This window comes from Rhodobacter maritimus (assembly GCF_058747975.1).
This window is the reverse complement of record NZ_CM179095.1, coordinates 66,066-90,902: the sequence shown is the minus strand read 5'-3', so window position 1 is coordinate 90,902 and position 24,837 is coordinate 66,066. Positions and strand designations below refer to the sequence as shown.

The following is a 24,837-nucleotide window of genomic DNA, read 5'->3' as shown; positions in this document are numbered from 1 at the left end:
AGGGGGTTTCGTTTTGCGCCGGGGCCGCTAGCTTGTCGGCATGTTGCGGATCAACGACACGGTCGTCATCGCGGAATGGGAGCTGAGCGAGAGCTTCACCCGGGCGCAGGGGCCGGGCGGGCAGAACGTGAACAAGGTGTCCACCGCCGTGGAGTTGCGCTTCGAGGCGGAACGCTCGCCGCATCTGACGGGGGCGGCGAAGGCGCGGCTGAAACGGCTGGCCGGGCGGCGCTGGACGGCGGAGGGGGCGGTCCTGATCCGGGTCGAGGAGACGCGCAGCCAGGCGCGCAACCGCGAGATCGCGCGCGAGCGGCTGGCCGGGATGATCCGCGCGGCGCTGGTTGCGCCGAAGCGGCGGGTGGCCACGAAGCCCACCCTTGGGGCAAAGCGGCGGCGGCTGAAGGCCAAGGCCGAGCGGGGCGCGGTAAAGGCGCTGCGGGGGAAAGTGGTGGATGATGACTGATCTTCTTGCGCGTCGCGCCGCCCTGCTGGGGCCGAATGTGCCGACCTTCTACGAGCGCCCCGTGCATATCCGGCGCGGCGAGGGGGTGTGGCTGTGGGATGCCGATGGGCGGCGCTATCTGGATTGCTACAACAACGTGGCCCATGTCGGCCATTGCCATCCCCATGTGGTTGAGGCCATCGCCCGGCAGGCGGCGACGCTCAATACCCATACGCGCTATCTGCATGAGGGGATTCTGGAGTATGGCGAGAGGCTGGTGGCGAAGTTCGGCCATGATCTGCGGCAACTGATCATGGTCTGCACGGGCTCGGAGGCCAATGACATCGCTTTGCGCATGGCGCAGGCGGTGACGGGAAAGACCGGGCTGATCGCCACCGACAATACCTATCACGGCAACACGACCGCGGTGGCGCATCTGTCGACGCGGCGTCCGCCGATCGGGGGCTATCCGCCCCATGTGCGCCGCGTGCCCGCGCCCGACAGCCTTGTGCCTCTTGGCGGCAGCCTGGCCGCGCAGCCCGAGGCCTTTGCCGAATCCGTCGCCCGCGCGATTGCCGAACTGGAGGCGGCGGGACATGGGTTTGCCGGGCTGATGCTGTGCCCGATCTTTGCCAACGAAGGCACGCCCGGCATCACGCCCGGTTTCCTGGCCCCCACCGTCGAGATGGTGCGCCGCGCCGGCGGGCTGATCCTGTGCGATGAGGTGCAGCCCGGATTCGGCCGTGTGGGCAGCCATTGGTGGGGCCATGATTTCCTGGGTTTCGCACCCGATGTGGTCACGCTTGGCAAGCCCATGGGCAATGGCCATCCGGTTGCCGCCGTGGTCACGCGGCCCGATGTGATGGCGGCCTTCCGCAACGCGTTCGGCTATTTCAACACGTTCGGCGGCAATCCGGTGTCCTGCGCGGCGGCGGCGGCGGTTCTCGACGTGATCGAGGGCGAGGGCCTGGTCGGGAATGCGCAGCGGGTCGGGGCCGAGGTTCTGGCGCTTTTGCGCGGGCTGGAACACCCCCTCATCGCCGATGTGCGGGGCGTTGGCCTTTTCGTCGGTATGGAGTTTGTGGAAAACGGCCGGCCGGCCGGCGCGTTTTGCGGCCGTGTCGTGGAAGCGATGAAGAATGAAGGGGTACTTCTGGGCCGGGTCGGGCGGGCGCAGCATATCCTGAAGATCCGCCCGCCCATGCCGTTTTCATCGGAGAACGCGGCCCTTCTGGCGCAGGTGCTGGGCCGGGTTCTGAAAGGAATGCCCGCATGACGACCGACCGGACCGCCCATGCCATGGCGCAGACCGCGCTTGCCCATTGGGGCAATGCGGAGGCGCCGCCGCGCATGGTCAAGAACCGCGAGAACATCATCTTCGAGGTCCGCCTGCGCGATGGCACCCGCGCCGCGCTGCGGCTGCACCGGCCGGGCTATCAGAGCCGGGCGGCGATCGAATCGGAGCTGGACTGGTGTGCGGCGCTTGCCGGGCGGGGCTTTCCTGCGCCGCGCCCGGTGCGGGCGATCAACGGGCGGCTGACGGCGCGGGCGGGAAACCGCATCGTTTCCTGCGTCGAGTGGCTTGAGGGGGTGCCGCTCGGGGCCGCCGAACACGCGCTTGGGCCGGAGGGTGCGGCGCTGATGCACGGGCTGGGCGCGCTTGCCGCACGGCTGCATAACACCACAGATGCGGATAGCCTGCCTGCGGGTTTCAACCGGCCGCACTGGGACGAAGAGGGGCTTTTGGGTGCCCGCCCGCTCTGGGGACGGTTCTGGGAGAACCCCGCGCTGGACGAAGAGGGGCGGGCCTTGCTTCTGGCCGCGCGCGCGCGGCTGCGCGACCGGATCGGCGCGGCCCGCGACCGCGGCGCGATTCACGCCGATCTTCTGCGCGAAAACGTGCTGGCCACCGATGAAGGTTTTGCGCTGATCGACTTTGACGATTGCGGCATCGGCTTTCGCCTTTACGATCTGGGATCGGCCCTGCTGCAAAATCTTGACGAACCCGCACTGCCACAACTGGTCACGGCGCTGATCGGGGGCTATCGCAGCGCCCGGCCCCTTGAGGCCGACCAGCTGCGCCTGTTGCCGCTTTTCGTGGCGCTGCGGGCCTTTGCCTCGGCCGGGTGGATCGTGAGCCGCGCGCCCGAGGGCGATCCGCGGATTGGGTTCTATGCCGCGCGCGCGGTGCGCATGGCGCATCATGTTATGGCCGATACCAGCCCATGGGAATGACGCGATGATCGAACGGCTTCGGGAAATCCTTGCCGGGCTTCTTGGCCGGCGCCCGCCCCATCTTCAGGTGGGGGCGCTTTGCCTGCGTCAGCGGGGCGGCAGGCCCCAGGTGCTTTTGATCACATCGCTTGGCAGCGGGCGCTGGATCATCCCGAAGGGCTGGCCGATGCGTGGCCGGTCGCTGGCGGGGGCCGCGCTTCAGGAAGCCTGGGAAGAAGCCGGGATCACCGGGCGGGCCGACCCCAAGCCCATCGGCAGTTTCGTCTATGACAAGATCGGAGAGGGTGGGCTGGCAAAACAATGCGAGGTGCGCATCTTCGCCGTGCATACCTCGGCCCAGGCGGAAAGCTATCCCGAGGCCGGCCGGCGCGAGCGGGTCTGGCTGGAGCCGGCAAAAGCTGCGGCAAAAGTGCAGGAAGAAGGGCTAAAACGGCTTCTTGAAGGGCTGACGCCGGATTCCAAGGTTGTTTCCCGAGGGCGAAACCGCTAACCCGCCGCCAGAGTAACAAACGCATGACGAAAGCGTGACAATGCCCAAGCGTCCAGTGAACCAGTGGAAGACCCTCGACAAGGATCTTCGCAAGATCGGCCGGCTTGAGGAGGCAACGCAGTTCGTTTCCCGCCCGCTTGTGGCGCCGGGCATCGCGCTTGCCTTCATCGTGCTGGCCGGAGTGGCCGCAGCGATGCTGATGGGGATCCAGCCAGTCAATCTTCTGGTGATCGCAGCCGCGGTCATCGGGGCCTATATGGCGCTGAATATCGGCGCCAATGACGTGGCCAACAACATGGGGCCGGCGGTCGGGGCCAATGCGCTGACCCTTGGCGGCGCGCTTATCATCGCCGCAACCTTCGAGACGGCGGGCGCGCTGATTGCGGGGGGCGATGTGGTCAAGACAGTCTCGACCGGTATCCTCGCCCCCGATGCTGTGCCCGGCAGCGCGCAATTCATCTGGGCGATGATGGCGGCACTTCTGGCCGCGGCGCTTTGGCTGAACCTTGCCACGGCGCTTGGCGCGCCGGTCTCGACCACGCATTCGATCGTGGGCGGGGTCGTCGGCGCGGGCATCGCGGCGGCTGGCTTCGGTGCGGTGAACTGGCCGGCAATCGGTGCAATCGCGGCAAGCTGGGTCATTTCGCCCGTGCTTGGGGGGATGATCGCGGCGGCGTTCCTGGCGCTGATCAAGGCCAAGATCATGTATGTCGAGGACAAGATCGCGGCCGCGCGGTTCTGGGTTCCGATCCTGATCGGCATCATGGCCGGGGCCTTTGCGGCCTATCTTGCGATCAAGGGCCTCAAGCGTATCGTCGATATCGGCCTGGCAGAGGCGGTGCTGATCGGGCTTGGAGTAGGCATCGCCTCGTGGTTCGCCTCGGTTCCGATGATCCGGCGGCAGTCGGAAGGCATGGAGAACCGCAAGAAATCCCTTCGGAAGCTGTTCGGGGTTCCCCTTGTGGTTTCGGCGGCGCTTTTGTCCTTTGCGCATGGCGCGAACGATGTGGCCAATGCGGTCGGTCCGCTGGCCGCCATCGTCCACACGATCGAGGCAGGCGACATCGCCACGAATGTCGACATCCCGACCTGGGTGATGATCGTGGGCGCGCTCGGGATCTCGGTCGGGCTGGTGCTGTTCGGGCCGAAGCTGATCCGCCTGGTCGGCTCTGAAATCACCAAGCTGAACCCGATGCGGGCCTATTGTGTCGCGCTTTCCGCGGCGATCACGGTGATCGTGGCCTCGTGGCTGGGGCTGCCGGTCTCTTCGACCCATATCGCGGTGGGCGCGATCTTCGGCGTGGGTTTTTTCCGCGAATGGCATTCCGAGCGCCGCGCACGCAAACTGGGGCTGAGCAAGGGCAAGCCCGTCCCCCCGGAAGAGCGGTCGCGCCGCAAGCTGGTGCGCCGGTCGCATTTCCTGACCGTGGCGGCGGCATGGGTGGTGACGGTGCCCGCCTCGGCACTGCTGTCGGCGGTGCTCTATCTTGTCCTGAACGCGATGGGCGGCTGAGGCACTCAGACCTCGACCGGGATCGCCCTCTGGTCCTCGACCTCGAAGACACGCTTGTAACGCGCGATCTCGGCCGCCGGACCCATCGCCTTGGCCGGGTTGTCCGACAGCTTCACCGTGGGCCGCCCCTCCGCCGAAACTGCCTTGCACACAAGGCTGAACGGGGCCAGCCCGTACTCATGGGCAAGGCCGCGGAAATCGTTGGTCAGAAGCGTGCCCCACCCGAACGAGACCTTGACGCGCCCGGCAAAGCGTTCGTGCAGCTCGCGGATCTTGTCCACGTCGAGACCGTCCGAGAAGATCACAAGCTTCTGGCGCGGGTCCTCGCCGCGTGATTTCCACCAGCGGATCGCGGTTTCGGCCCCTTCCGCCGGATCGCCCGAATCGATGCGGATCCCCGTCCATCCGGCAAGCCAGTCGGGCGCGTGGCGCAGGAAGCCCTCGGTGCCATAGGTGTCGGGCAGGATGATGCGCAGATTGCCGTCATGCTCTTCATGCCAGTCGGCCAGAACCTTGTAGGGCGCCTGGCGCAGATCCTCTTCGGTATCGGCAAGCGCGGCATAGACCATCGGCAGTTCATGCGCGTTGGTGCCGATCGCCTCAATGTCGCGGCGCATGGCGATCAGGCAGTTCGAGGTGCCGGTGAAGGCGCCGCCCCGCGCGGCATCGCCAAGCCCCTCCAGCATGGCCTGCACGCACCAGTCCTGCCACAGGAAGGAATGGCGCCGGCGCGTGCCGAAATCCGCGATCTTGAGCCCGCCGATTTCCCGCAGGGACTGGATCTTTTCCCAAAGGCGGGTCATCGCCTGCGCATAAAGCACCTGAAGCTCGAACCGGCCCAGATCCTTCAGCACGGCACGGCCGCGCAACTCCATCAGGATCGCAAGCGCGGGAATTTCCCACAGCATGACCTCGGGCCACTTGCCTTCGAATGTCAGCTCATACTGACCGTCGCGCTTTTCCAGATGATAGGGCGGCAGCTGGAAATTCTCGAACCACTCCATGAAATCGGGGCGGAACATCTGGCGCTTGCCGTAGAAGGTATTGCCCCGCAGCCAGGTGCTTTCGCCGCGCGTCAGGCGCAGGCCGCGGACGTGATCGAGCTGTTCGCGCAGCTCGCCCTCGTCGATGATGTCGGCCAGGCGGATGGACCTGGTGCGGTTGATCAGGCTGAAGGTGACCGAAGTGTCGGGCTTGTTGCGAAAGACCGACTGGCACATCAGCAGCTTGTAGAAATCGGTGTCGATCAGCGACCGGACGATCGGATCGATCTTCCACTTGTGGTTATAGACGCGGGTGGCGATATCGACCATTCAGCCCTCCAGAACCACGCCGGCATCCTGCATGGAGCGGCGCGCATCGGCCAGCGATCCGTCAAGGTCGATCGCGCGGCACGCACTCTCGATGACGCGGACCGAGAATCCCAGCTTCGCCGCGTCGATGGCCGACCAGGCCACGCAGAAATCAAGCGCGAGGCCCACGAAGGTCAGGTCGGTCACCCCACGCGTGCGCAGATAGCCCTCAAGCCCCGTGGCGGTCGCGTGGTCATTCTCGAAAAAGGCCGAATAGCTGTCGATCGCGCTGCGGAACCCCTTGCGCAGGATCAGGTCGGCCGGGTCCGTCATCAGGCCCGGATGAAAGGCCGCGCCGGCCGTTCCCTGAACGCAATGCGTGGGCCACAGCACCTGCGGACCATAGGGCATCTCGGTCACCGAAAAGGGCTGGGCCCCCGGATGATTGCCCGCGAAAGAGGTGTGATCCACCGGGTGCCAGTCCTGTGTCAGAACCTTGACGGAATAGTCCGCCATCAGCTCGTTCACCCGGCCCACGATCTCGTGCCCGCCATCGACCGCCAGTGCCCCGCCGGGGCAGAAATCGTTTTGCAGGTCGACGACGATCAGGGCTTCGGTCTCGGGGCGCATGGCATTCTCCGGTTTCGGCTGTGCCATATGGGTAGGGGTTGGGGGCCACCGCGTCAACGTGCAGGCTTGCGGCAGGGCCTTGCGCGGCGTAGGCAGTGGCCATGTTCATCGTTGCCGCGCTTTATCACTTCACCCGCTTTCCCGACCCCGCCGCATTGCGCGCACCGCTTCTGTCGCTGGCCGGGGCGCAGGGCCTGCGCGGCTCGTTGCTGCTTGCGCGCGAGGGGATCAACGGCACCGTGGCCGGGACGCGCGCGGGGATCGACGCGCTGCTGGCGCATATCCGTGCGCTGCCGGGCTGCGCCGATCTGGACTGGAAGGAAAGCACCGCCGCCGAAATGCCCTTCGGACGCATGAAGGTCCGCCTCAAGCGCGAGATCGTGACGATGGGGCAGCCCGATGTCGATCCGCGCGCGGCCGTTGGCCACTATGTCCAGCCGCAGGACTGGAACGCGCTGATCTCGGCCCCCGACGTCGTGGTGATCGACACGCGCAATGACTACGAGGTCGCCATCGGCACATTCGAAGGCGCGATCGACCCCAAGACCCGCTCGTTCCGCGAATTTCCCGACTGGTGGCAGAAAAACGCCCATCGCTTTCACAACAAGCGCGTGGCGATGTTCTGCACCGGCGGCATCCGCTGCGAGAAATCCACCAATTACCTGCTGAGCCAGGGGATCGAAGATGTCTACCACCTGAAGGGCGGCATCCTGAAATACCTTGAGGTCATCCCCGAGGAAGACAGCCTCTGGCAGGGCGACTGCTTCGTCTTCGACGGGCGGGTCAGCCTGCGTCACGGATTGCAGCAGGGCGATTACGACAGTTGCCATGCCTGCCGGCGGCCGGTTTCGGCCCAGGACAAGGCCAGCCCGGATTACGAACGGGGCGTGTCCTGCCCGCATTGCATCGACGAATATTCACCCGCCGACCGCGCGCGGTTCCGCGAGCGCGAGCATCAGATGCGCCTGGCCGCCAGCCGCGGCGAGGCGCATCTGGGGCGCCATCATTCGGCGGTATCGGCACAAGCCGAAGACTGAACCAGATCAGAGCAGGCCCGCGTCACTTCCCCACCTTGCCCCGGAAAGCTCAGGCGCGGAAGATCGAAGGCAATGCCCCCGGCCAGCGTCGGAGCGGCAGTCGTTGCAGCAAGGGCGAGGCCAAGCAGAATACGTTTCATGGCATATCTCCAAAATGAACCATATTGTTCACTTTTCGAATATGAACCGATCAGTTCAGATTCGCAAGCGATAAGTGAACCGACCGGTTCATTTTGTCGCGGTTGCATTTTCCGGCCGCACGGCTATTTTAGAACCATTCCAAAAGGTGCCACATGATCCCAGGAATTGCCTCACGCCGCCGCTTCTCGGACCTGACCGAACAAGAGGTTCTGGCGCTTGCCATCTCCTCGGAAGAGGACGACGCGCGCATCTATCGACAATATGCCGAACGCCTGCGCAAAGACTATGCGGCCTCGGCAAAGGTGTTCGACGGCATGGCCGAAGAAGAGGACGAGCATCGCCGCCGCCTGATCGAGCGGCACCGAGAACGCTTTGGCGAAGTAATCCCGCTGATCCGGCGCGAACATGTCGCGGGCTTCTATGCCCGCAAGCCGGTCTGGCTGGCCGAGAACCTGCCGCTCGATACCATCCGCGCCGAGGCCGAGGCTATGGAGCGCGATGCCGGGCGCTTTTACACGATGGCGGCGCAGCGCACCTCGGACGCGGCCACGCGCAAGCTTCTGGGCGATCTGGCCGCGGCTGAACTGGGCCACGAAACTCGCGCGCAAGAGCTTGCCGAAAAGCATCTGGACGAGGATACCCGCTCGGAAGAGGATCGCGCGGCGCATCGGCAATTCATCCTGACCTGGGTACAGCCGGGGCTTGCGGGCCTCATGGATGGCTCGGTCTCGACGCTGGCGCCGATCTTCGCCACCGCCTTTGCCACGCAGGATACCTGGACCACCTTCCTGGTGGGGGCCGCGGCCTCGGTCGGGGCGGGGATCTCGATGGGCTTCACCGAGGCCGCGCATGACGATGGCGTGCTGTCGGGCCGCGGCAGCCCGATCAAGCGCGGGCTCGCATCGGGGATCATGACGACCGTGGGCGGGATGGGGCACGCCTTGCCCTACCTGATCCCCGAATTCTGGACAGCGACCACGATCGCCATGATCGTGGTCTTCGTAGAGCTTTGGGCGATCGCCTGGATCCAAAACAGGTTCATGGAAACGCCCTTCCTGCGCGCGGCCCTGCAGGTGGTTCTGGGGGGCGCACTGGTCTTTGCGGCGGGCGCGCTGATCGGCGGCGGCTAGGCGGTATCCCGCTTTCGCCTGCCCCGGCGGCGTGCTAGCCAAGGCGCATGCTGGCGATCTTTCTCAAGACCCTCCCCTTTTTCGGCCTGATCGGGCTTGGCTGGTTTGCCGGGCGCATCCGCTTCTTTCCGGCCGAAGCCACGGCCTGGCTGACGAAATTCGTGTTCTATTTCGCGCTGTCGGCGATGCTGTTCCGCTTTACCGCCACGCTGCCGCTGGAAGAGCTGTTCGACCGAAGCTTCATGCTGGCCTACCTGACGGGCTCGGCGCTGGTCTGGCTGATCGGCATCGTTGCCGCGCGCCTGCGCCGCCTTCCGATGGCCGAGGCCGCGATGGAGGCCCATACCTGTATGACCGGCAATACCGGCTTTCTGGGCGTGCCGATGCTGGTTGCGCTGCTGGGCGCGCAGGCGGCAGGGCCGGTCCTGATGGTGCTTGCGGTCGATCTGATTGTCTTCGCCTCGATCGTCACGCTGCTCGTGACGGGCGCGCGGCACGGGCGCATCGCGGCGCGGCCGCTGATCACCGGGGTTGTCAGCAATCCGATGATCGTGTCGATGGTGGCGGGACTTGCCTGGGCGGGGTTGCACCTGCCCATGCCCGCCCCATTGCTGGAACTGGTCACCCTTCTGGGCGCCGCGGCCACGCCCGGCGCGCTGTTCGCCATCGGGGCATCGCTGGCCGAACGCAGCGCCGACCAGATGCGCCCCGCGCTGTGGCTGTCTTTCGCAAAGCTTGTCCTGCATCCGCTGGCCGTTGCGGCAACCAGCCTGTGGATCTTCGATGTCGACCCGTTCGCAGCCGGGGTCATGATCGCCGCCGCGGCCCTTCCCGTCGCGGGAAATGTCTATATTCTGGCAAGCCATTACGGGGTCGCGCCGCGCCGTGTCTCGGCCTCGATCCTGATTTCCACCGCCCTCAGTATCGTCACGATTCCGGCGGTGATTGCCTGGGTCACAACGCTTTGAACGAACAGGAGAATACTGCGATGCGCACGATTTCCGAGAACCGCTGCTTCGGGGGCGTCCAGGGTGTCTATGCCCACCGCTCCGAGGCCACCGGAACCGAGATGACCTTCGGCCTGTTTTTGCCCGAAGAGGCCGATCGCAGCCCGGTGCCGGTTCTGTGGTATCTGTCGGGCCTGACCTGCACGCATGAAAACGCGATGGTCAAGGCAGGCGCGCAGCGTTGGGCGGCCGAGCATGGTCTTGCGCTGATCTTCCCGGACACCTCGCCGCGCGGCGAGGGCGTGGCCGATGACGACGCCTATGATCTGGGCCAGGGTGCGGGGTTCTACGTCAACGCGACCCTGGCGCCCTGGGCGCCGCATTTCGCCATGTGGGACTATGTGGCTCAGGAGCTTCCTCGCATCGTCACCGCCGCCTTCCCGATCGACGAGGACCGGCAGGCCATCACCGGCCATTCCATGGGCGGGCACGGGGCGCTGACGCTGGCGATGGGGCTGCCGGGGCGCTACCGCTCGGTTTCGGCCTTCGCGCCGATCGCGCAGCCGACACGCTCGGACTGGGGCCGCAAACAGCTTGCGGCCTATCTTGGCCCGGATGAGGGCGCATGGCTGGCCCACGACGCCACCCATCTGATGCAGACCGAAGGCTTCGACGGCGAGGTGCTGATCGACCAGGGCGCGCAGGACCAGTTCCTCGACCTGCTCCGCCCCGAGGCGCTTGCCGCCGCCATGGCCGCCCGGCGCCAGCCCGGCGCCTTCCGCATGCAGCAAGGCTACGATCACAGCTATTTCTTCGTGACCAGCTTCATCGCCGAACATGTCGCCTTCCATGCCGAGGCGCTTTGGCGGTGATCTATCTCGATGCCGATGCCTGCCCGGTCAAGGCCGAGGCCGAACGCGTGGCGACCCGGCTTGGCATCCGCCTGCTGATCGTCTCGAACGGGGGGCTGCGCCCCTCGGCCAACCCGCTGGTGGAAATGGTCTATGTTCCCCAGGGCCCGGACGAGGCCGACAAATGGATCGCCGAGCGGGCCGGTCCGGGCGACGTGGTGGTGACGGGCGACATCCCCCTAGCCGCGAAATGCGTCGCGGCCGGCGCCCGCGTGCTCAAGCATGACGGCGAGGTGCTGACCCCCGCCAATATCGGCAACGTTCTGGCCACGCGCGACCTGATGGCGGATCTGCGCAGCGCGGACCCGTTCCGCACCGGCGGCGGCAAAAGCTTCGGCAAGGCCGATCGCGCCCGCTTTCTCGACGCGCTCGACCGGGTGGCGCGCGCCGCACAAAGAGAGGTCAAATGATCCAGGCGGTCATCTTCGACATCGGAAACGTGCTGATCGAATGGCAACCCGAACGGCATTATGACACGCTGATGGACCCGGCCGACCGCGCCCGCATGTTCGCCGAGGTCGACCTGCACGGCATGAACGACGTGATCGACCGTGGCGGCCCCTTCCGCGACACGATCTACGAATGGGCCGAGCGTTACCCCGAATGGCGCGACCGGATCCGCCTGTGGTATGACGACTGGATCAGCATGGCCGCCCCCGTCATTCCGCAGTCCCTGCGGCTGATGAAGGCCCTTCAGGCCCGCGGCGTGCCCGTCTTCGCACTGACCAATTTCGGCATCGAGAGCTTTGCCTATGCCACCGGCTTCTATCCCTTCCTGCTTGAATTCGACCGTGCCTATGTCTCGGGCCATATGGGGGTGATCAAGCCCGAGGCGCGGATCTACGAGATGGTCGAAGAGGATTGCGGCCTGCCGCCCGCCGCGCTGCTGTTCACCGACGACCGGGCCGACAATATCGCGGCCGCAAGGGCCCGCGGCTGGCAAACCCATCACTTCACCGGGCCCGCGGGTTTCGCCGACCGCCTTGTGGCCGAGGGGCTTCTTGCGCGGGACGCGGCGGGCTGAGGCCTGCGGCGCGTTTACCTGCGCGGGACGCCATCGGGCCGGGTAAGCCGCTTCTGGGCGGCCGTCCGGTATGAGGCATTTGCCGCCCCGTATCCGGCATAAGCGCCCCGCCGCTCGATGATCTCGAAAAAGAACCCCTCTCCGTAGGGCGGCGAGTAAAGCTGTAGATAGGCTCCGCTGCGATCCTCGTCATAAAGCAGGTTATGGCTGCGCAGGACCGCGACGAACGCATTCTCCAGATCGAAACGCGTGACGAGATCGAGATAGTAGTTCTCAGAGATCGGCAACGCCTTGAACCCCGACTGCGCCAACCGTTCGGAAGTGGCGACGATATCGTCGGTCGCGAAGGCGATGTGCTGCACGGAAGACCCGAAACTGTCGGCCATGAAACGGCCGGCAAAGGTGCGGTGGGTCTCAACCCCGTTCATGGTGATCCGAAGCTTGCCGTCCGGCGATTGTATCGCCCGCGAATGCACCAGCCCGCCGGGGTCGGCCACATCGACGATGGGCGTCCGGTCCACATCGAAGATCGACTGGTAGAACAGGGTCCAGGTCAGCATCTCGTCGTAGTTCATGGTCTGCGCGATATGGTCGATCCGGGTCAGTCCCGCCCCCCCGACGCGCCCTGCGGTTGCCTTGAACTCCCTGCTCCAGACCTCGGCCAGTTCCGAGGTTCGGTCAAGGAAGTGGAGCACCGAACCACCCACGCCCCGAACGGCAGGGATGTCGAACTCTTCCGCGCCGTGGCTCTGACGAAAGACGTTCGCGCCAAGCGCCTGCGCCCGTTCGACCGTTGCCGCGGCATCGCCCACCATAAGCCCGATATCGCAGACACTGGTGCCGTGCATGACATAGGCCGAATGGGCAAAACCCTCCTGCTCACAATTGATGACAAGCTTGATATCGCCCTGCTGCCACAGGCTCACCTGTTTGGAGACATGCTGGCCGGTCCTGCTGAAACCCAGCTCGTGCAGCATGGCTCCAAGGGTTTCGGCCTCGGCCGGGTTTGCTGTGAACTCGACAAACTCGATCCCTTCGGCACGCGACCGCGGGGGAAGAACCGGAAGATCCGTCCGCCGGTCGGGCTCGGCCCGGCGCACCTGGTCCATCAGATAGATCAGCGAACGATGCCCGTCGGCGGCAATGATCCGTGGCACGCCACCACGAAACTGGTCGTTCATGATCTCAATGCTCATCGCCCCGGCATAGCCCGTCGCCATGACCGCCCGTGCGAAATCAAGCACCGGCAAGTCGCCCTCGCCGGGCATGCAGCGGAAATGCCGCGACAGGTATTGCACGTCCATCCCGATCATCGGCGCATCCGAAAACTGGACGTGGAAGATGCGGTCACCCGGAATGGCGCGGATCGGCTCGGGGTCGACGCCGGCGGCCAGCGTATGGAAGCTGTCGAGGATCAGCCCGACATTGGCGTTGCCTGCGCGGCGCACCACTTCCCAGGCATCGCGGAAATCGGTCACATGGCGGCCCCAGGCAACCGCCTCATAGCCGATCCGCAGGCCCCGTTTTGCGGCCCTTTCGCCCAGCTCCCCGAAATCAGCCGCGATCCGGTCGATGCCGCCCAGGGCCTCGGGGCTGGTGGTCGAGCTGACCAGAAGCAGGTCGGTGCCCAGTTCTTCCATCAGGTCGAACTTGCGTTCCGCCCGATCGAAGGCCCGAAGCCGCGCGGCACCGGCCAGTCCCTCGAAATCGCGGAAGGGCTGGAACAGGTCGATCTTCAGCCCATGATCGGCGACAAGCGCGCCCACATCGCGGGGGGCGCCGTCATAGATGACAAAGTCCTGCTCGAAGATCTCCACCCCGTCGAAACCGGCCTTGGCGATGGCGGTCAGCTTGTCGCGCAGATCTCCGGCAATGGATATGGTCGCGATAGAGGTCTTCATATGCAGCCCTTTCTGTTACTGACTAGTCCGTGGACACATGGCCCGCGTTACCCTCGGGCGAATAGATGTCCAGGATGTTCCAGTGTCCCGAGGTCGGCGTGGGGTTGTTGATCATCGCCACGTCGATGACCGTCGGTCGTCCGCTGGCGATCGCGGCTTCCAGCGCGGGGCGGAACTCGGCGGCCGATCCGATGCGTACGCCTTCGCAACCATAGGCGCGTGCGATCGTGGCGTAGTCCGGTGTCTGTTCCATCGGGCTTGCCGCCTTCGGGAAGACCGTGCCGTGGGTCAGTCCGTAATTGGCCTTTTGCAACCCGGCGATGGTGCCGTAGGCGTTGTTGTTCATGATGACCCAGACAACGCCAAGCCTCTCTTCCGCCGCGGTGGCAAGCATGGCCGGGTTCTGCCCGAAGCCACCGTCACCGACCAGCGAGATCACCACACGGCCGGGTGCCGCGATCTTGGCACCAAGGGCCGCAGGCGGCCCGAAGCCCATCGTCGCGAAACCGCCAGGAATGAGGATCGAGCCAGGCGTCAGGATGTCGAACTGCTGCGCCACACCGTTCTTGTTCCAGCCCACATCCGAGGTCAGGATCGCATCGCGCGGCATCGCGGCACGCAGCTCGGCCAGGATACGCTCGGGCATCATCGGGAAAGCGTCCGAGGTCTGCATCGCGCTGTTCTTCTCGGCAAACGCCTTGCGCTCGGCAGCGATCCTCTCGGTAAGGCCTTTGGCCTTGCGCCCGCCCGGCAGCATTTCCTTCGCCACCCGGTTCAGCACCTTCAGCGCGGATTTCAGATCGGCGACCACGCCGATCTCGGTCGGGTAGTTGCGGCCGATTTCCTGCGGTTCGATGTCGATATGGATAAGCTTCGAGCCGCCCTCACCGATGTTGAAGGTGTATTCGGGATACCAGCTGGAACAATCCGCCTCCTTGAAGCGGGTGCCAAGGCCAAGGATCCAGTCCGCGCCCAGCGTTTGTTCGTTGGTGAACTTCATCCCCCAGAAGCCGGTCATGCCAAGGACCAGCGGATGATCGTCGGGCACCACGCCCTTGCCCATCAGGGAATGGGTGACGGGGATCTGCATGTGATCGACGAATTCGACCAGCTCGTCATAGGCCCGCGCCAATGCCACGCCGCCGCCGGCATAGATCACCGGAGATTGCGCATCGGCGAGGCGAGAGATGATCGCCCGCGCGGTCTCGTCATCGATCGAGGGCTTGGTCAGCGCCTTTGTGTTGGCTTTCAGCCGGTCCCATAGCGCGACATCGACCTCGGCCGAGAAGATGTCCATCGGCACGTTCACCAGCACCGGGCCGGGCTGGCCGCTTTCCGCCAGAAGGAAGGCCTTTTCCAGGATCTCGGGCAGCAACTCGGCGGTATCGACCCGCCAGGCACGCTTCACGAAGGGGCGGTAGATCTCGTACTGGCTGGCATCGGCATGCAGGTTCACCTCCTGGTGCGGATGGCGGCCATAGTAGTAGCTGGGAATATCGCCCGCGATCACCACCATGGGAATGCAGTCGAGTGCGGCATTGGCCACACCCGTCGCGGCATTGGTCAGGCCGGGCGACAGGTGCGACAAGAGGACCGAGGCCTTGCCCGTCACACGGGCATAACCGTCGGCCGCATGGGCGCTGATCTGTTCGTGACGAACGTTCACGAACTTGATCTTCGAATTCGCCAGTGCCGACAGCACGGCGATATTGGTGTGCCCGCACAGGCCGAAGATATGCTCGACCCCGCGCGCCTCCAGATAGCGCACCATCTGGGGGGCCATCAGATCCTTGTTGCCGGTCAGGTCGCGGGGCATCACAGCACCTCCGTGTTGTAGAACTCGCCGAACAGCTCTGCGTCCGAAGGCCGGTCCTCCGGGATCGGGCGCGCCACCCAGGTGACGTTCATGTAATGCTTCAGGCTCACGTTCTCGTTGGTGATATTGCCGCCCCAGATGCCGCAGCCCAGTGACGAGGTCATCGGCATGCCGTTCGAGAAACTGCCCGCATTGGCCTTCGACTGCGGCTGGCGCACCATCACGCGGCTGACCGGTGCGTTCTGCGCGTGACGCAGGATGCGGTCTTCGTCGAAGGAGTAGATGCCGCAGGAATGGCCCTTGCCGCCGACCTCGTAGATCTCGCGCACCATGCGCAGCGCATCGTCAAAATCCTTCGCGCGGTAAAGCGCCATGGTGACCGACAGCTTCTCCTTGCTGAAGAAGTGGTCCGGCCCGATCTGATCCTGTTCGACCATCAGAAACTTCCGGTCTTCGGGCAGGTCAAACCCGGCGACATCGGCGATCACCTTTGCGGCGACGGCCACCGTCTCGATCTTGCGCGAGCCATCGTCGTTCCAAAGCGCCTTCTTCAGCAACTCCTTCTCCTGGGGCGAGCACAAATAGCCACCCTCGGCGATCAGCGCGGCTTTCATCTGGTCATAGACCGCGTCGACGATGACAAGGTTGCCATCGGCCGAGCATCCTGACCCGAAATCCGACATCTTCGACTGGCGCGAATTCGCGGCGGCCTCGGCAATGTCGGCGGTCTCGTCGATCACCATGGTCGAGTTGCCGGCGCCAACGCCATAGGCGGGCTTGCCCGAGGAGTAGGCGGCTTGCACCATCGGCTTGCCGCCGGTTGCCAACGTCAGGTCGCATTGCGCCATGAGGTAGTTCGTGCCCGGGATGGAAGGCTTGCGCACGCATTGGAAGAGGTCTTCGGGCGCACCGACCAGGCGGCAGGCATGGCGCATTACCTCGACCATCTCGTTCGTGGTCTCCTTGGCGCGCGGATGCGGCGAGAAGATCACTGCGTCCTTGCACTTGGCGGCATAGATGCCGGTCACCGGCGGGGTCAGCTCGGGATTCGTCGTGGGGATCAGCGAGGCGATGACACCGGCGGGCTTGGCAATCTTGGTCAGGCCCTTCGCCTTGTCCTCCTCGATGATGCCTACCGATTTTCCACGCAACGCATCGCGCAGGACACCAAGCACCTTGAACCGCTTGCCCGCACGACCAGCACGATCGCCGATACCGCTTTCGTCGACCCCCTTCTGCGCGATGCGAACGAAGGTCTTTTCGTTGCCACAATGCCAGCCGATCGCGCGTGCAAGCCGGTCGACCTGCGCCTGATCCCAATTGGCGATCTGCTCCATCGCCTTGCGGGCGCGGGCGACCATCTCGTCGATCGTCGCGATTTCGTTGTCCGTAAGATCACGGGCCATAAGCTGTTTCCTCCTCTCGACGGGCCTTTCAGCCCTTCGTTCCATTTCGGGATTGCATTCCAGGATTCAGGACGGCGCGGGCGGCAGCAACGCAGCGCCGGGCGTGTTCCTCGTGGCCATAGGCCGCAGATCGCGCGGCATTCGGCAATTCGATCGCAAGCGGCAGGTCGGGGAACATGTAGCTGATCGCCGAAAAGTCGATCGCCCCCTCGCCCGGATAAAGCCGCGCATCGCGGGCGGTATGGATCATCGCGTCCTTGGTATAGGCCACGTCGTCGGCATCGCAGATATGCATGAAGTTGATCCACTCTTCCGGCACACGTTCGAGCGCAAAAAGCGGCGTCTTGTTGAAATGCATGTAGAGCGTATCGACCAGAAGCCCCTGGTTGGCCGCACGCGACAACTCCAGGATCTCGACACAGTCATCCAGCGACGAAAGGCGGGAGAAGGCGGGAAATTCAAGGTTGACGGTCAGGCCGAACGGCCGCGCCAGATCACAGATTTCCTGGAACCGCTCGACAATGAAGGCTCGGTCGTTGCGCACATCGGTCCAAGCCGAGCAGATAACCTGTCTGGCCCCCAGTTCCGCCCCCGCCTCGAAGGCGGGCACGAAATCCCTGGGCTGGATCGAGCGCAGGATGCGCATCAGCTCGATGTCGAAGCACGCAAGCCCCGTCGCGGCAAGCGCCGCTTTCGTCTCGCGGATGATCTGCGGCGAAACCGGGTCGACGTCGGGCTCGCCCGCGACACCAAGGTGGAACAAGCGATAGCTGACCATGTCATAGCCTGCGCGCGCGGCCAGATAGGTCTGCTCCGGCGGCGTGACGCCCGGCACCGTCAGATAGGAAAGCGCAAAGCGATGGGTCATGCCACGACCTCCATTTCCCAAGGCGGCAGCAATACGTGACTGGCCTTGGCGGGCAGCACCCGCCCAAGCGACGCCTCCGCCCTGGCGACAGGTCCGGCGAAGGCCTTCCAGTCGATTCCCGTTTCCAGACCCATCTGGGCGCAAAGGAACGCCGCATCCTCGGTTGCGATATTTCCCGCGGCCTTCGGAATGAACGGGCAACCGCCAAGTCCACCCATTGCTGCATCGAAGGTGCGGACCCCAGCCTGAAGCCCGGCAAGCATGTTGGCCAGGCCCAACCCCCGCGTGTCATGCAAATGCAGCGACAGTCCGATCCCCGGCGCAACCACGTCACGCAGCCTGCGGCACAGCGCAAAGACCTGCGCGGGATTCGCAAGACCCGCCGTATCGGCGACATTGATCTCGTCCACACCCAGATCGGAAAAGCTGCGCGCGATATCGACGACACGGGCAGGGTCGATCCGGCCTTCGAAGCCGCAGCCCAGCGCGGACTGGATCCCCGCACGCACCTGCACGCCTTCCGACAAGGCGCGCTCGATCGTCGGCCTGATGGCGGCGCGCGCCTCGTCCACGGTGCGGTTGGTGTTCTTCATCGAATGCGTCTCGGAGGCCGAGATCGAGATCGACAGATGCTTCACGCCAACACCAAGCGCCCGCTCAAGCCCTGCCTTGTTCAACACAAGAGCCGAATAGGTGACGCCGGCCCGGGGCGTGATCCGTTCGAAAAGCACATCGGTATCGGCCATCTGCGGCACCCACTTGGGATGCACGAAACTGCCCACCTGGATACGCCGGACGCCTACCGCCTCTATCGCGGCCAGAAAATCCAGCTTCTGTTCCACAGAGAACAGGTGCTTTTCGTTCTGCAAACCGTCGCGAAGGAACTCGTCCTCGATCAGGACATCACCCTGAAGGTCAAACATTGCGTTCCTCCCTTGCCCGCAACGGGGCTTGAAGGAAAATACGCATTACAAATCATAACGTCGAATATCAGTATTGGCGTAGTAGTTGCCTAAATGTTAATTTATGAAGCATAGCCAATTGGACCGGACCCATGCTTACCCTTCGCCAGATCGAGATCATCCGGGCGATCCTGCTTACCGGAACCGTCAAGGGCGCGGCGGAACTGCTGGGAATTTCCGCGCCCGGCATCAGCCGGGTCATGAAACACACCGAAAGCCAGCTCGGCCTTCGTCTTTTCTCGCGCGCCCATGGCCGGTTCGCCCCGACAGACGATGCCCGTGGCATCTTCAGCCAGATCAACGAGGTCTTCTCGAAGGTCGAACATCTTCAGGATTCGATCAAAATGCTGAAGCGCGGCGAGAACCGGCTTTTCGCCTTCGCCTCGGTCCCCTCCATCGGCCAGCGGGTCCTGCCACTGGCCGTGCGCCGCCTGAAGAACGCGTTCCCTGACCTCAGGATGACCATCAACCAGGTGAAGATCGAGGAATCAATCGACTACTTGCTTCTGCAGAGGGGCGAACTTGTGGCGAACTCCTACAAGATCGATCACCCGAGCCTGATTTCCAAACCGATCGGCACGAACCAACTGGTCGCGCTTATCCCGGCAGGCCATCCGCTGGAAACAGAGACTGAGGTTGCCATTGAGGATATCGCAACCTTTCCGATAATTGGCATAGCCCGAACCGACCCATATGGCGCAATTCTTGCACGCCCCTTCGAGAACGCGGGCCTTGCAGTGGATTTCTCGATCGAGGCGCGCTTCGGCCAAACCTTGATCGCGCTTGTCGGTCAGGGACTTGGCGCTGCCGTGATCGACGCGTTCTCCGTTCTCGATCAGGTCTTGCCAGGGGTCGTCATCCGCCCCTTGGCAAAACCTGTGACTTTCCGCAATTACGCGATCGTCAGCGCCGAAGCGCCTCGCTCGATCTTTGCAGACGCATTGATCAAGCATTTGCAGATGGAAATGGAAAAGGTCACGCTTTCGCGCCTAGGCCAAAGGCCCGCATGAAACCCAGCAGGTTTCGAAGCGGCGGGCTCGGAAGCCTCCGGCGGGGATATTTGAGGCTCTGAAAAAGCGCGCATCGTTTCTTCAGAGAAATAAATATCCCCCGCGGAGCGTCCCCGGCTGGGCGCAAACGCACGCTCAGGCGCGTTTCGCCACGACGACGCCCAGAACCTCGAGCACTTTCGCCTCGATTTCCGGGGCGTTCATGCCGGCGGCGGCATACATGTCTTCGGGCGACGCATGGTCGATGAAAGTGTCGGGCAGGACCATCGAGCGGAACTTGAACCCGCGGTCAAAGATGCCCTCGTCAGAGAGCAATTGCGCGACATGCGAGCCGAAGCCCCCGACCGCGCCCTCTTCGACACAGATCAAGGCCTCATGCTCCCGCACGAGGCGCAGGATCAGGTCGCGGTCGAGGGGTTTTGCAAAGCGCGCATCAGCCACCGTCGGGGCAAGGCCGCGTGCGGCAAGCGCTTCGCGCGCCTTGAGAACCTCGGCCAGGCGGGTTCCGAAGGACAGGATCGCAACCCGGCCGCCCTCGGCGATGATCCGGCCGCGGCCGATCTCGAGGGGGGTACCGGTTTCCGGCATCTCGACGCCCGAGCCCTCGCCACGCGGATAGCGGAAGGCCGAGGGACGATCGTCCAGCGCGGCGGCGGTGGCGACCATATGAACCAGCTCGGCCTCGTCCGCGGCGGCCATGACGACGAAACCGGGCAGGTTGGCAAGGAAGGCCACGTCATAGGCGCCGGCATGGGTGGCGCCATCGGCCCCGACCAGCCCGGCCCTGTCGATCGCAAAGCGCACCGGCAGGCGCTGGATCGCCACGTCATGCACGACCTGATCGTATCCGCGTTGCAGGAAGGTCGAATAGAGCGCGCAGAAGGGTTTCATCCCGCCCGCGGCAAGACCGGCCGAGAAGGTCACGGCGTGCTGCTCGGCGATCCCCACATCGAAGCAGCGGCGCGGGAATCGCTCTGCGAAAAGGTTGAGCCCGGTGCCGTCCGGCATCGCGGCGGTAACCGCAACGATCTTGTCGTCGGTCTCTGCCAGGCGCATCAGGCTTTCGGCGAAGACCCTGGTATAGGACGGCGCGTTCGTCGGCGTCTTGACCTGCGCGCCCGTCACCACGTCGAAGCGCGCGGTCGCGTGCCCCTTGTCGGCGCGTTTTTCGGCCGGGGCATAGCCCTTGCCCTTCTTCGTCACCACATGGATCAGCATCGGCCCGGTAGCGCGCGCCTTCAGCGTGCGCAGAAGCGGCAGGAGCTGGTCGAGATCATGCCCGTCCACGGGGCCGACATAGGTGAAGCCCAGCTCCTCGAACAGGGTTCCGCCGACGGCCATGCCCTTGAGCATTTCCTTGGCCCGGCGCGCGCCTTCCTGAAACGGTTCGGGCAAGAGGCTGACCGCCCCCTTGGCCGCGGCGCGCAGATCCTGGAACGGGCCTTCGGTATAAAGCCGCGTGAGATAGCTTGACAGCGCACCGACCGGCGGCGCGATCGACATCTCATTGTCGTTCAGCACCACAAAAAGCCGTTTGCCCAGGTGGCCTGCATTGTTCAGCGCCTCGAAGGCCATGCCCGCGCTCATTGCGCCATCGCCGATCACTGCGATCGCGTCGCCCGGATCGCCGCCCAGCTCGCGTGCCATGGCAAAGCCGAGCCCGGCCGAGATCGAGGTGGAGCTGTGGCCCGCACCGAACGGGTCATAGGGGCTTTCGGAGCGCTTGGTAAAGCCCGACAGGCCGCCCTTGCTGCGCAGGGTGCGGATCCTGTCGCGCCGGCCCGTCAGGATCTTGTGGGGGTAGCACTGGTGGCCGACATCCCAGATGATCTTGTCGCGCGGGGCATCGAAAACCGCATGCAGCGCCACAGTCAGTTCCACCACGCCAAGCCCCGCGCCAAGATGCCCGCCGGTGACGGAGACCGCGGCGATGGTTTCGGCGCGCAATTCGTCGGCAAGGCTTTTCAGCTCGCGGTCGCTCAGCGCCTTCATGTCCGAGGGCAGCTTCACACGGTCGAGGATCGGGGTTTTCGGCTTCGCGTCCATCTGCCCTCCAAGGGCGGTTTACATCTGCCGCGCAATAACGAAACGCGCCGCATCCCGCAAGTTTTCCGACCGCGCGCCATAGGGGGCAAGCGCGGCCTCGGCCTCGGCCACAAGGGCGGCGGCGCGTTCCTTCGCGCCCTCCAGCCCCAGAAGCGACACGAAGGTGGCCTTGCCCGCCTGTGCATCCTTGCCAAGGCGCTTGCCGGCCAGCTCTTCCGAGCCTTCCACGTCAAGGATGTCATCGGCGATCTGAAAGGCAAGCCCCAGGGCTGCGGCATAGGCGGCAAGCGGCCGGGGATCGGCCCCCGCCAGAACCGCGCCCGCCTGTGCGGCAAAGGAAATCAGCGCACCCGTCTTTCCCGCCTGCAATGCCGTGATCTGCGCAAGGTCAAGCGGCGCTTCGGCGGTTTCCGCCGCGATATCAAGCATCTGCCCATGCACCATCCCTGCGGCACCCGACGCGCGCGCCAAAGCCGCCACAAGGGCGATGCGCCGGTCGGCGGGCCCAAGCGCAGGGGTGCAGCACAGATCGAAGGCAAGGGTCTGAAGCGCATCGCCCGCCAGGACGGCCGTCGCCTCGTCCCATTTCACATGCACGGTGGGCTGGCCGCGGCGCAGATCGTCGTCATCCATGCAGGGCAGGTCGTCATGCACAAGGCTGTAGGCATGCAGCAGTTCCACCGCGGCCGCGGCCGGCATGGCCTGATCGTCGCCGATCCCGTGCAGCGCGGCACTTTCCAGCACCAGAAAGGCGCGCAGGCGCTTGCCGCCCTGCGCGGCATAGCGCATCGCGTCGCGCAACGGCCCCGGGGGCAGCGCATCCAGTGCCGCGTCGATCGCGGCCTGCACCTTCGACTGAACCTGCGAAAGCCGGTCGGGAAACATCAAAGACCTTCGACAGGGGTGGTGCCCGACGGTTGGCCGTTCTCGCCCAGAGTGATCTTTTCGACCCGCTCTTCGGCGGCCTTCAGCAGCCGCGCGCAATGCGCCTTGAGCGCGGCACCGCGTTCGTAAAGCGCGATGGACTTGTCGAGGGGCACCTCGCCGCGCTCAAGCTGGCTGACCACCTGCTCCAGCTCTTTCATCGCGTCCTCGAAACTCATGTCCTGGATTTCGCTCATCCGCCCCGCTCCATCAACACCGCCACATGGGCCGCAACACTGCGCCCAAGGGCTTCCAAATCATATCCCCCTTCGAGTGTCGAGACCACCGGCGCGGCACAATCCGCCGCCATGTCGCAGATTGCGTGGGTGATGGCGGTGAAATCGTCCTCGTGCCATTCAAGCCCGGCCAGCGGGTCGGCAAGATGGGCGTCGAATCCCGCCGAAACGATGACCAGTTCGGGCGCAAAGGCGCGGGCGCGCTGCAAGATGGCCTCCCACGCCGCCCGCCCCTCGGCGCCGTTCGATCCGGGGGCAAGCGGGACGTTCACGATCTGGCCATGCGCGCCGGTTTCCCCGGCCGCGCCGGTGCCGGGATAAAGCGGCATCTGATGGGTCGAGGCGAAGAAGGCGCGCGGCTCGTTCCACAGAAGATCCTGCGTGCCGTTGCCGTGATGCACGTCGAAATCCAGCACGGCCACGCGGGCAATCCCGTGATGGTCCAGCGCGCGTTTCGCCGCGATCGCGGCCGTGCCGAACAGGCAAAACCCCATCGGCCGGGTGGTTTCCGCGTGATGGCCCGGCGGGCGCATCGCCACGAAGGCATTGCCCGCCTGACCCGCCAGAACCGCATCCACCGCCGCATTCACCCCGCCAACGGCGCGAAGCGCGGCCTCGAGCGAGCCGGGCGAAAGGAACGTGTCGGGATCAAGCTGCACGACCTCTCCTTCCGCCACGGGCTGGCCGATCCGGTCCAGATGGTCTTGCGGGTGGCAGCGCAACACCTCGGCCGGGTCGGCCAGGGGGCAGGTGCGGCGCTCCAGCGCGGCGAAGGCAGGTGCATCAAGCGCGGCGTGGACCGCGCGCAACCGCGCGACCTGTTCGGCATGGCCCGCCGGCGTCAGATGCGCCAGCCCGGCGTCATGGGTGAAATAAAGCGTTGTCATGGGCGCAGGCTACGGCCTGCCGGGCAGGTCGGCAAGCATCGCGGCACGGGGGATCGGGCCCGGCGCAAAATAGAAGGGCCGCTCTGACGAGCGGCCCCCGAGATCTACGGAGATGGTCCGGTTAGGGTCTGGTCGATCCGCCGTCCCAGCCAAGGTTCTTTACCTTAGGGTTTGCCCTCAGGCCACGGCCCCCCTGACTGTCCCAACACCTCTCTCCAATATCACTCTAGACACTGGACCACCTCCTTTCACTGCGTTGCCGTTATCCACAGGCTGCCACATATTTTGTGTTTGTCAAAAACTTTTACGCAACCCTTGGCGATAGTTTTGTGACAAGCGCCCTGAACGGCACGAGTGCCGCAATTGACAGCACAAGTTTGACAAGCCAGTCCGCAACCCCCAGCGAAACCCAAAGCGGCAGCAGCGGACCCGCGCCCAGAAGCGGCACGGCCTCATTGGCCCAGGACACGTCATTGGCCGGCTCGATCCAGATCAGCGCGGCCGAAAAGGCCACCGAAAAGAAGATCGCGGTATCGAGCGAGGCCCCGACCAGCGTCGAGACCAGCGGCGCGCGCCACCAGCGCCCCGCGCGTAGCCGGTCGAATATGGCCACGTCCATCAGCTGCGCCACAAGGAAGGCGCTGCCCGAGGCAAGGGCGATGCGCAGCGTGACCAGCGGGCCGAACTCGCCCACGATCTGCGTGCCGATCAGCGAACAGATGACTCCCACGACAAAACCGGCGGCAACCACGCGGCGCGCGGCCGCGGGGCCATAGACGCGGTTCATCACATCGGTGACGAGAAAGGCGAAGGGATAGGTGAAAGCGCCCCAGGTCAGCCATTGGCCGAACAGGAACTGCACAAGGATGTTCGAGGCCACGACGATCGCGGCCATGGCAAGAATGCCGGGAAGATGACGGGTCATGCGATATCCGTTTTGACAAGGTTGCGGAGACTTGGCCCGCATAGGGCGCGGACGCGGCGCACTT

25 protein-coding genes are annotated in these 24,837 nt (G+C 64.9%); 12 read left to right on the top strand and 13 right to left on the bottom strand.

Annotation, left to right across the window (positions count from 1 at the left end; translation table 11 throughout):
* Positions 1-40 precede the first annotated feature (40 nt).
* The 5 genes from arfB to AC4PTO_RS00370 are packed head-to-tail and all read left to right on the top strand — an operon-like array spanning position 41 to position 4,680.
* On the top strand, positions 41-463 hold the full coding sequence (gene arfB, locus AC4PTO_RS00390; protein ID WP_492730848.1) for an alternative ribosome rescue aminoacyl-tRNA hydrolase ArfB: 423 nt from the start codon (positions 41-43) through the stop codon (positions 461-463).
* The gene (locus AC4PTO_RS00385) at positions 456-1,718 is read left to right on the top strand and encodes an aspartate aminotransferase family protein (protein WP_492733689.1); all 1,263 of its coding nucleotides are present in this window, start codon (positions 456-458) and stop codon (positions 1,716-1,718) included. Before arfB ends, AC4PTO_RS00385 begins: the two co-directional genes overlap by 8 nt.
* Entirely contained in the window at positions 1,715-2,677 is a 963-nt protein-coding gene (locus tag AC4PTO_RS00380) for a phosphotransferase enzyme family protein (protein WP_492730846.1), read from the top strand. Before AC4PTO_RS00385 ends, AC4PTO_RS00380 begins: the two co-directional genes overlap by 4 nt.
* Before the next feature lie 4 nt (positions 2,678-2,681).
* On the top strand, positions 2,682-3,167 hold the full coding sequence (locus AC4PTO_RS00375) for an NUDIX hydrolase (RefSeq protein ID WP_492730844.1): 486 nt from the start codon (positions 2,682-2,684) through the stop codon (positions 3,165-3,167).
* 40 nt (positions 3,168-3,207) lie between these two features.
* Complete coding sequence (locus AC4PTO_RS00370; protein ID WP_492730841.1) at positions 3,208-4,680, top strand: inorganic phosphate transporter; 1,473 nt, start codon at positions 3,208-3,210, stop codon at positions 4,678-4,680.
* A gap of 5 nt (positions 4,681-4,685) precedes the next feature.
* Here the strand turns inward: AC4PTO_RS00370 and pncB are convergent, their stop codons facing one another.
* Both pncB and pncA read right to left on the bottom strand, forming a co-directional pair.
* Positions 4,686-5,993, bottom strand: a complete 1,308-nt coding sequence (gene pncB, locus AC4PTO_RS00365) for a nicotinate phosphoribosyltransferase (RefSeq protein ID WP_492730839.1) — start codon at positions 5,991-5,993, stop codon at positions 4,686-4,688.
* Entirely contained in the window at positions 5,994-6,602 is a 609-nt protein-coding gene (gene pncA / locus AC4PTO_RS00360; protein ID WP_492730837.1) for a bifunctional nicotinamidase/pyrazinamidase, read from the bottom strand. It abuts the gene before it with no gap.
* A 101-nt stretch (positions 6,603-6,703) separates the two neighbouring features.
* Between pncA and trhO the strand changes: the two genes are divergently transcribed.
* Positions 6,704-7,639: an oxygen-dependent tRNA uridine(34) hydroxylase TrhO gene (gene trhO / locus AC4PTO_RS00355; protein WP_492730835.1), complete on the top strand. Its 936-nt coding sequence runs from the start codon at positions 6,704-6,706 to the stop codon at positions 7,637-7,639.
* On the opposite strand, the gene AC4PTO_RS00350 is transcribed toward trhO, so the two are convergent.
* Entirely contained in the window at positions 7,606-7,779 is a 174-nt protein-coding gene (locus AC4PTO_RS00350; protein ID WP_492730833.1) for a hypothetical protein, read from the bottom strand. The genes trhO and AC4PTO_RS00350 overlap by 34 nt on opposite strands.
* A 153-nt stretch (positions 7,780-7,932) precedes the next feature.
* Between AC4PTO_RS00350 and mbfA the strand changes: the two genes are divergently transcribed.
* The 5 genes from mbfA to AC4PTO_RS00325 are packed head-to-tail and all read left to right on the top strand — an operon-like array spanning position 7,933 to position 11,792.
* Positions 7,933-8,910 carry an iron exporter MbfA gene (gene mbfA / locus AC4PTO_RS00345; protein WP_492730831.1) on the top strand — a complete coding sequence of 326 codons (978 nt, stop codon included), beginning with the start codon at positions 7,933-7,935 and terminating at the stop codon, positions 8,908-8,910.
* 47 nt (positions 8,911-8,957) lie between these two features.
* On the top strand, positions 8,958-9,878 hold the full coding sequence (locus AC4PTO_RS00340; RefSeq protein ID WP_492730829.1) for an AEC family transporter: 921 nt from the start codon (positions 8,958-8,960) through the stop codon (positions 9,876-9,878).
* A gap of 20 nt (positions 9,879-9,898) precedes the next feature.
* Positions 9,899-10,729 carry an S-formylglutathione hydrolase gene (gene fghA / locus AC4PTO_RS00335; protein ID WP_492730827.1) on the top strand — a complete coding sequence of 277 codons (831 nt, stop codon included), beginning with the start codon at positions 9,899-9,901 and terminating at the stop codon, positions 10,727-10,729.
* Complete coding sequence (locus AC4PTO_RS00330; protein WP_492730825.1) at positions 10,720-11,178, top strand: YaiI/YqxD family protein; 459 nt, start codon at positions 10,720-10,722, stop codon at positions 11,176-11,178. Before fghA ends, AC4PTO_RS00330 begins: the two co-directional genes overlap by 10 nt.
* Positions 11,175-11,792, top strand: coding sequence for an HAD family hydrolase (locus AC4PTO_RS00325; protein ID WP_492730823.1), 618 nt, complete (start codon positions 11,175-11,177; stop codon positions 11,790-11,792). Before AC4PTO_RS00330 ends, AC4PTO_RS00325 begins: the two co-directional genes overlap by 4 nt.
* A gap of 14 nt (positions 11,793-11,806) precedes the next feature.
* Here the strand turns inward: AC4PTO_RS00325 and AC4PTO_RS00320 are convergent, their stop codons facing one another.
* From AC4PTO_RS00320 to AC4PTO_RS00300, 5 genes are read right to left on the bottom strand one after another with little or no spacing between them, the layout of a single operon-like run.
* Positions 11,807-13,693, bottom strand: a complete 1,887-nt coding sequence (locus AC4PTO_RS00320; protein ID WP_492730821.1) for a bifunctional sugar phosphate isomerase/epimerase/4-hydroxyphenylpyruvate dioxygenase family protein — start codon at positions 13,691-13,693, stop codon at positions 11,807-11,809.
* Positions 13,694-13,715: 22 nt separating this feature from the next.
* Positions 13,716-15,509 (bottom strand): thiamine pyrophosphate-binding protein, encoded by a 1,794-nt coding sequence (locus tag AC4PTO_RS00315; RefSeq protein WP_492730819.1) that lies wholly within the window; start codon positions 15,507-15,509, stop codon positions 13,716-13,718.
* Entirely contained in the window at positions 15,509-16,915 is a 1,407-nt protein-coding gene (locus AC4PTO_RS00310; protein ID WP_492730817.1) for an aldehyde dehydrogenase family protein, read from the bottom strand. Before AC4PTO_RS00310 ends, AC4PTO_RS00315 begins: the two co-directional genes overlap by 1 nt.
* A 28-nt stretch (positions 16,916-16,943) precedes the next feature.
* Complete coding sequence (locus tag AC4PTO_RS00305) at positions 16,944-17,783, bottom strand: sugar phosphate isomerase/epimerase family protein (protein ID WP_492730815.1); 840 nt, start codon at positions 17,781-17,783, stop codon at positions 16,944-16,946.
* Positions 17,780-18,706, bottom strand: coding sequence for a hydroxymethylglutaryl-CoA lyase (locus AC4PTO_RS00300; protein WP_492730813.1), 927 nt, complete (start codon positions 18,704-18,706; stop codon positions 17,780-17,782). The genes AC4PTO_RS00305 and AC4PTO_RS00300 overlap by 4 nt, the downstream gene beginning before the upstream one ends.
* A 131-nt stretch (positions 18,707-18,837) precedes the next feature.
* Here AC4PTO_RS00300 and AC4PTO_RS00295 point away from each other — a divergent pair, with 131 nt between their 5' ends.
* Positions 18,838-19,755, top strand: coding sequence for a LysR family transcriptional regulator (locus tag AC4PTO_RS00295; protein ID WP_492730812.1), 918 nt, complete (start codon positions 18,838-18,840; stop codon positions 19,753-19,755).
* A gap of 135 nt (positions 19,756-19,890) precedes the next feature.
* On the opposite strand, the gene dxs is transcribed toward AC4PTO_RS00295, so the two are convergent.
* The 5 genes from dxs to AC4PTO_RS00270 all read right to left on the bottom strand — a co-directional run bounded on the left by dxs (position 19,891) and on the right by AC4PTO_RS00270 (position 24,773).
* A complete protein-coding gene (gene dxs, locus AC4PTO_RS00290; protein WP_492730809.1) occupies positions 19,891-21,801 on the bottom strand; it encodes a 1-deoxy-D-xylulose-5-phosphate synthase in 1,911 nt (636 codons plus the stop codon).
* Positions 21,802-21,819: 18 nt separating this feature from the next.
* Entirely contained in the window at positions 21,820-22,686 is an 867-nt protein-coding gene (locus AC4PTO_RS00285; RefSeq protein ID WP_492730807.1) for a polyprenyl synthetase family protein, read from the bottom strand.
* Positions 22,686-22,922: an exodeoxyribonuclease VII small subunit gene (locus AC4PTO_RS00280; protein ID WP_492730805.1), complete on the bottom strand. Its 237-nt coding sequence runs from the start codon at positions 22,920-22,922 to the stop codon at positions 22,686-22,688. The genes AC4PTO_RS00285 and AC4PTO_RS00280 overlap by 1 nt, the downstream gene beginning before the upstream one ends.
* Entirely contained in the window at positions 22,919-23,848 is a 930-nt protein-coding gene (locus AC4PTO_RS00275; protein ID WP_492730803.1) for a histone deacetylase family protein, read from the bottom strand. The genes AC4PTO_RS00280 and AC4PTO_RS00275 overlap by 4 nt, the downstream gene beginning before the upstream one ends.
* Positions 23,849-24,152: 304 nt before the next feature.
* Entirely contained in the window at positions 24,153-24,773 is a 621-nt protein-coding gene (locus tag AC4PTO_RS00270; RefSeq protein ID WP_492730802.1) for a queuosine precursor transporter, read from the bottom strand.
* Positions 24,774-24,837 lie beyond the last annotated feature (64 nt).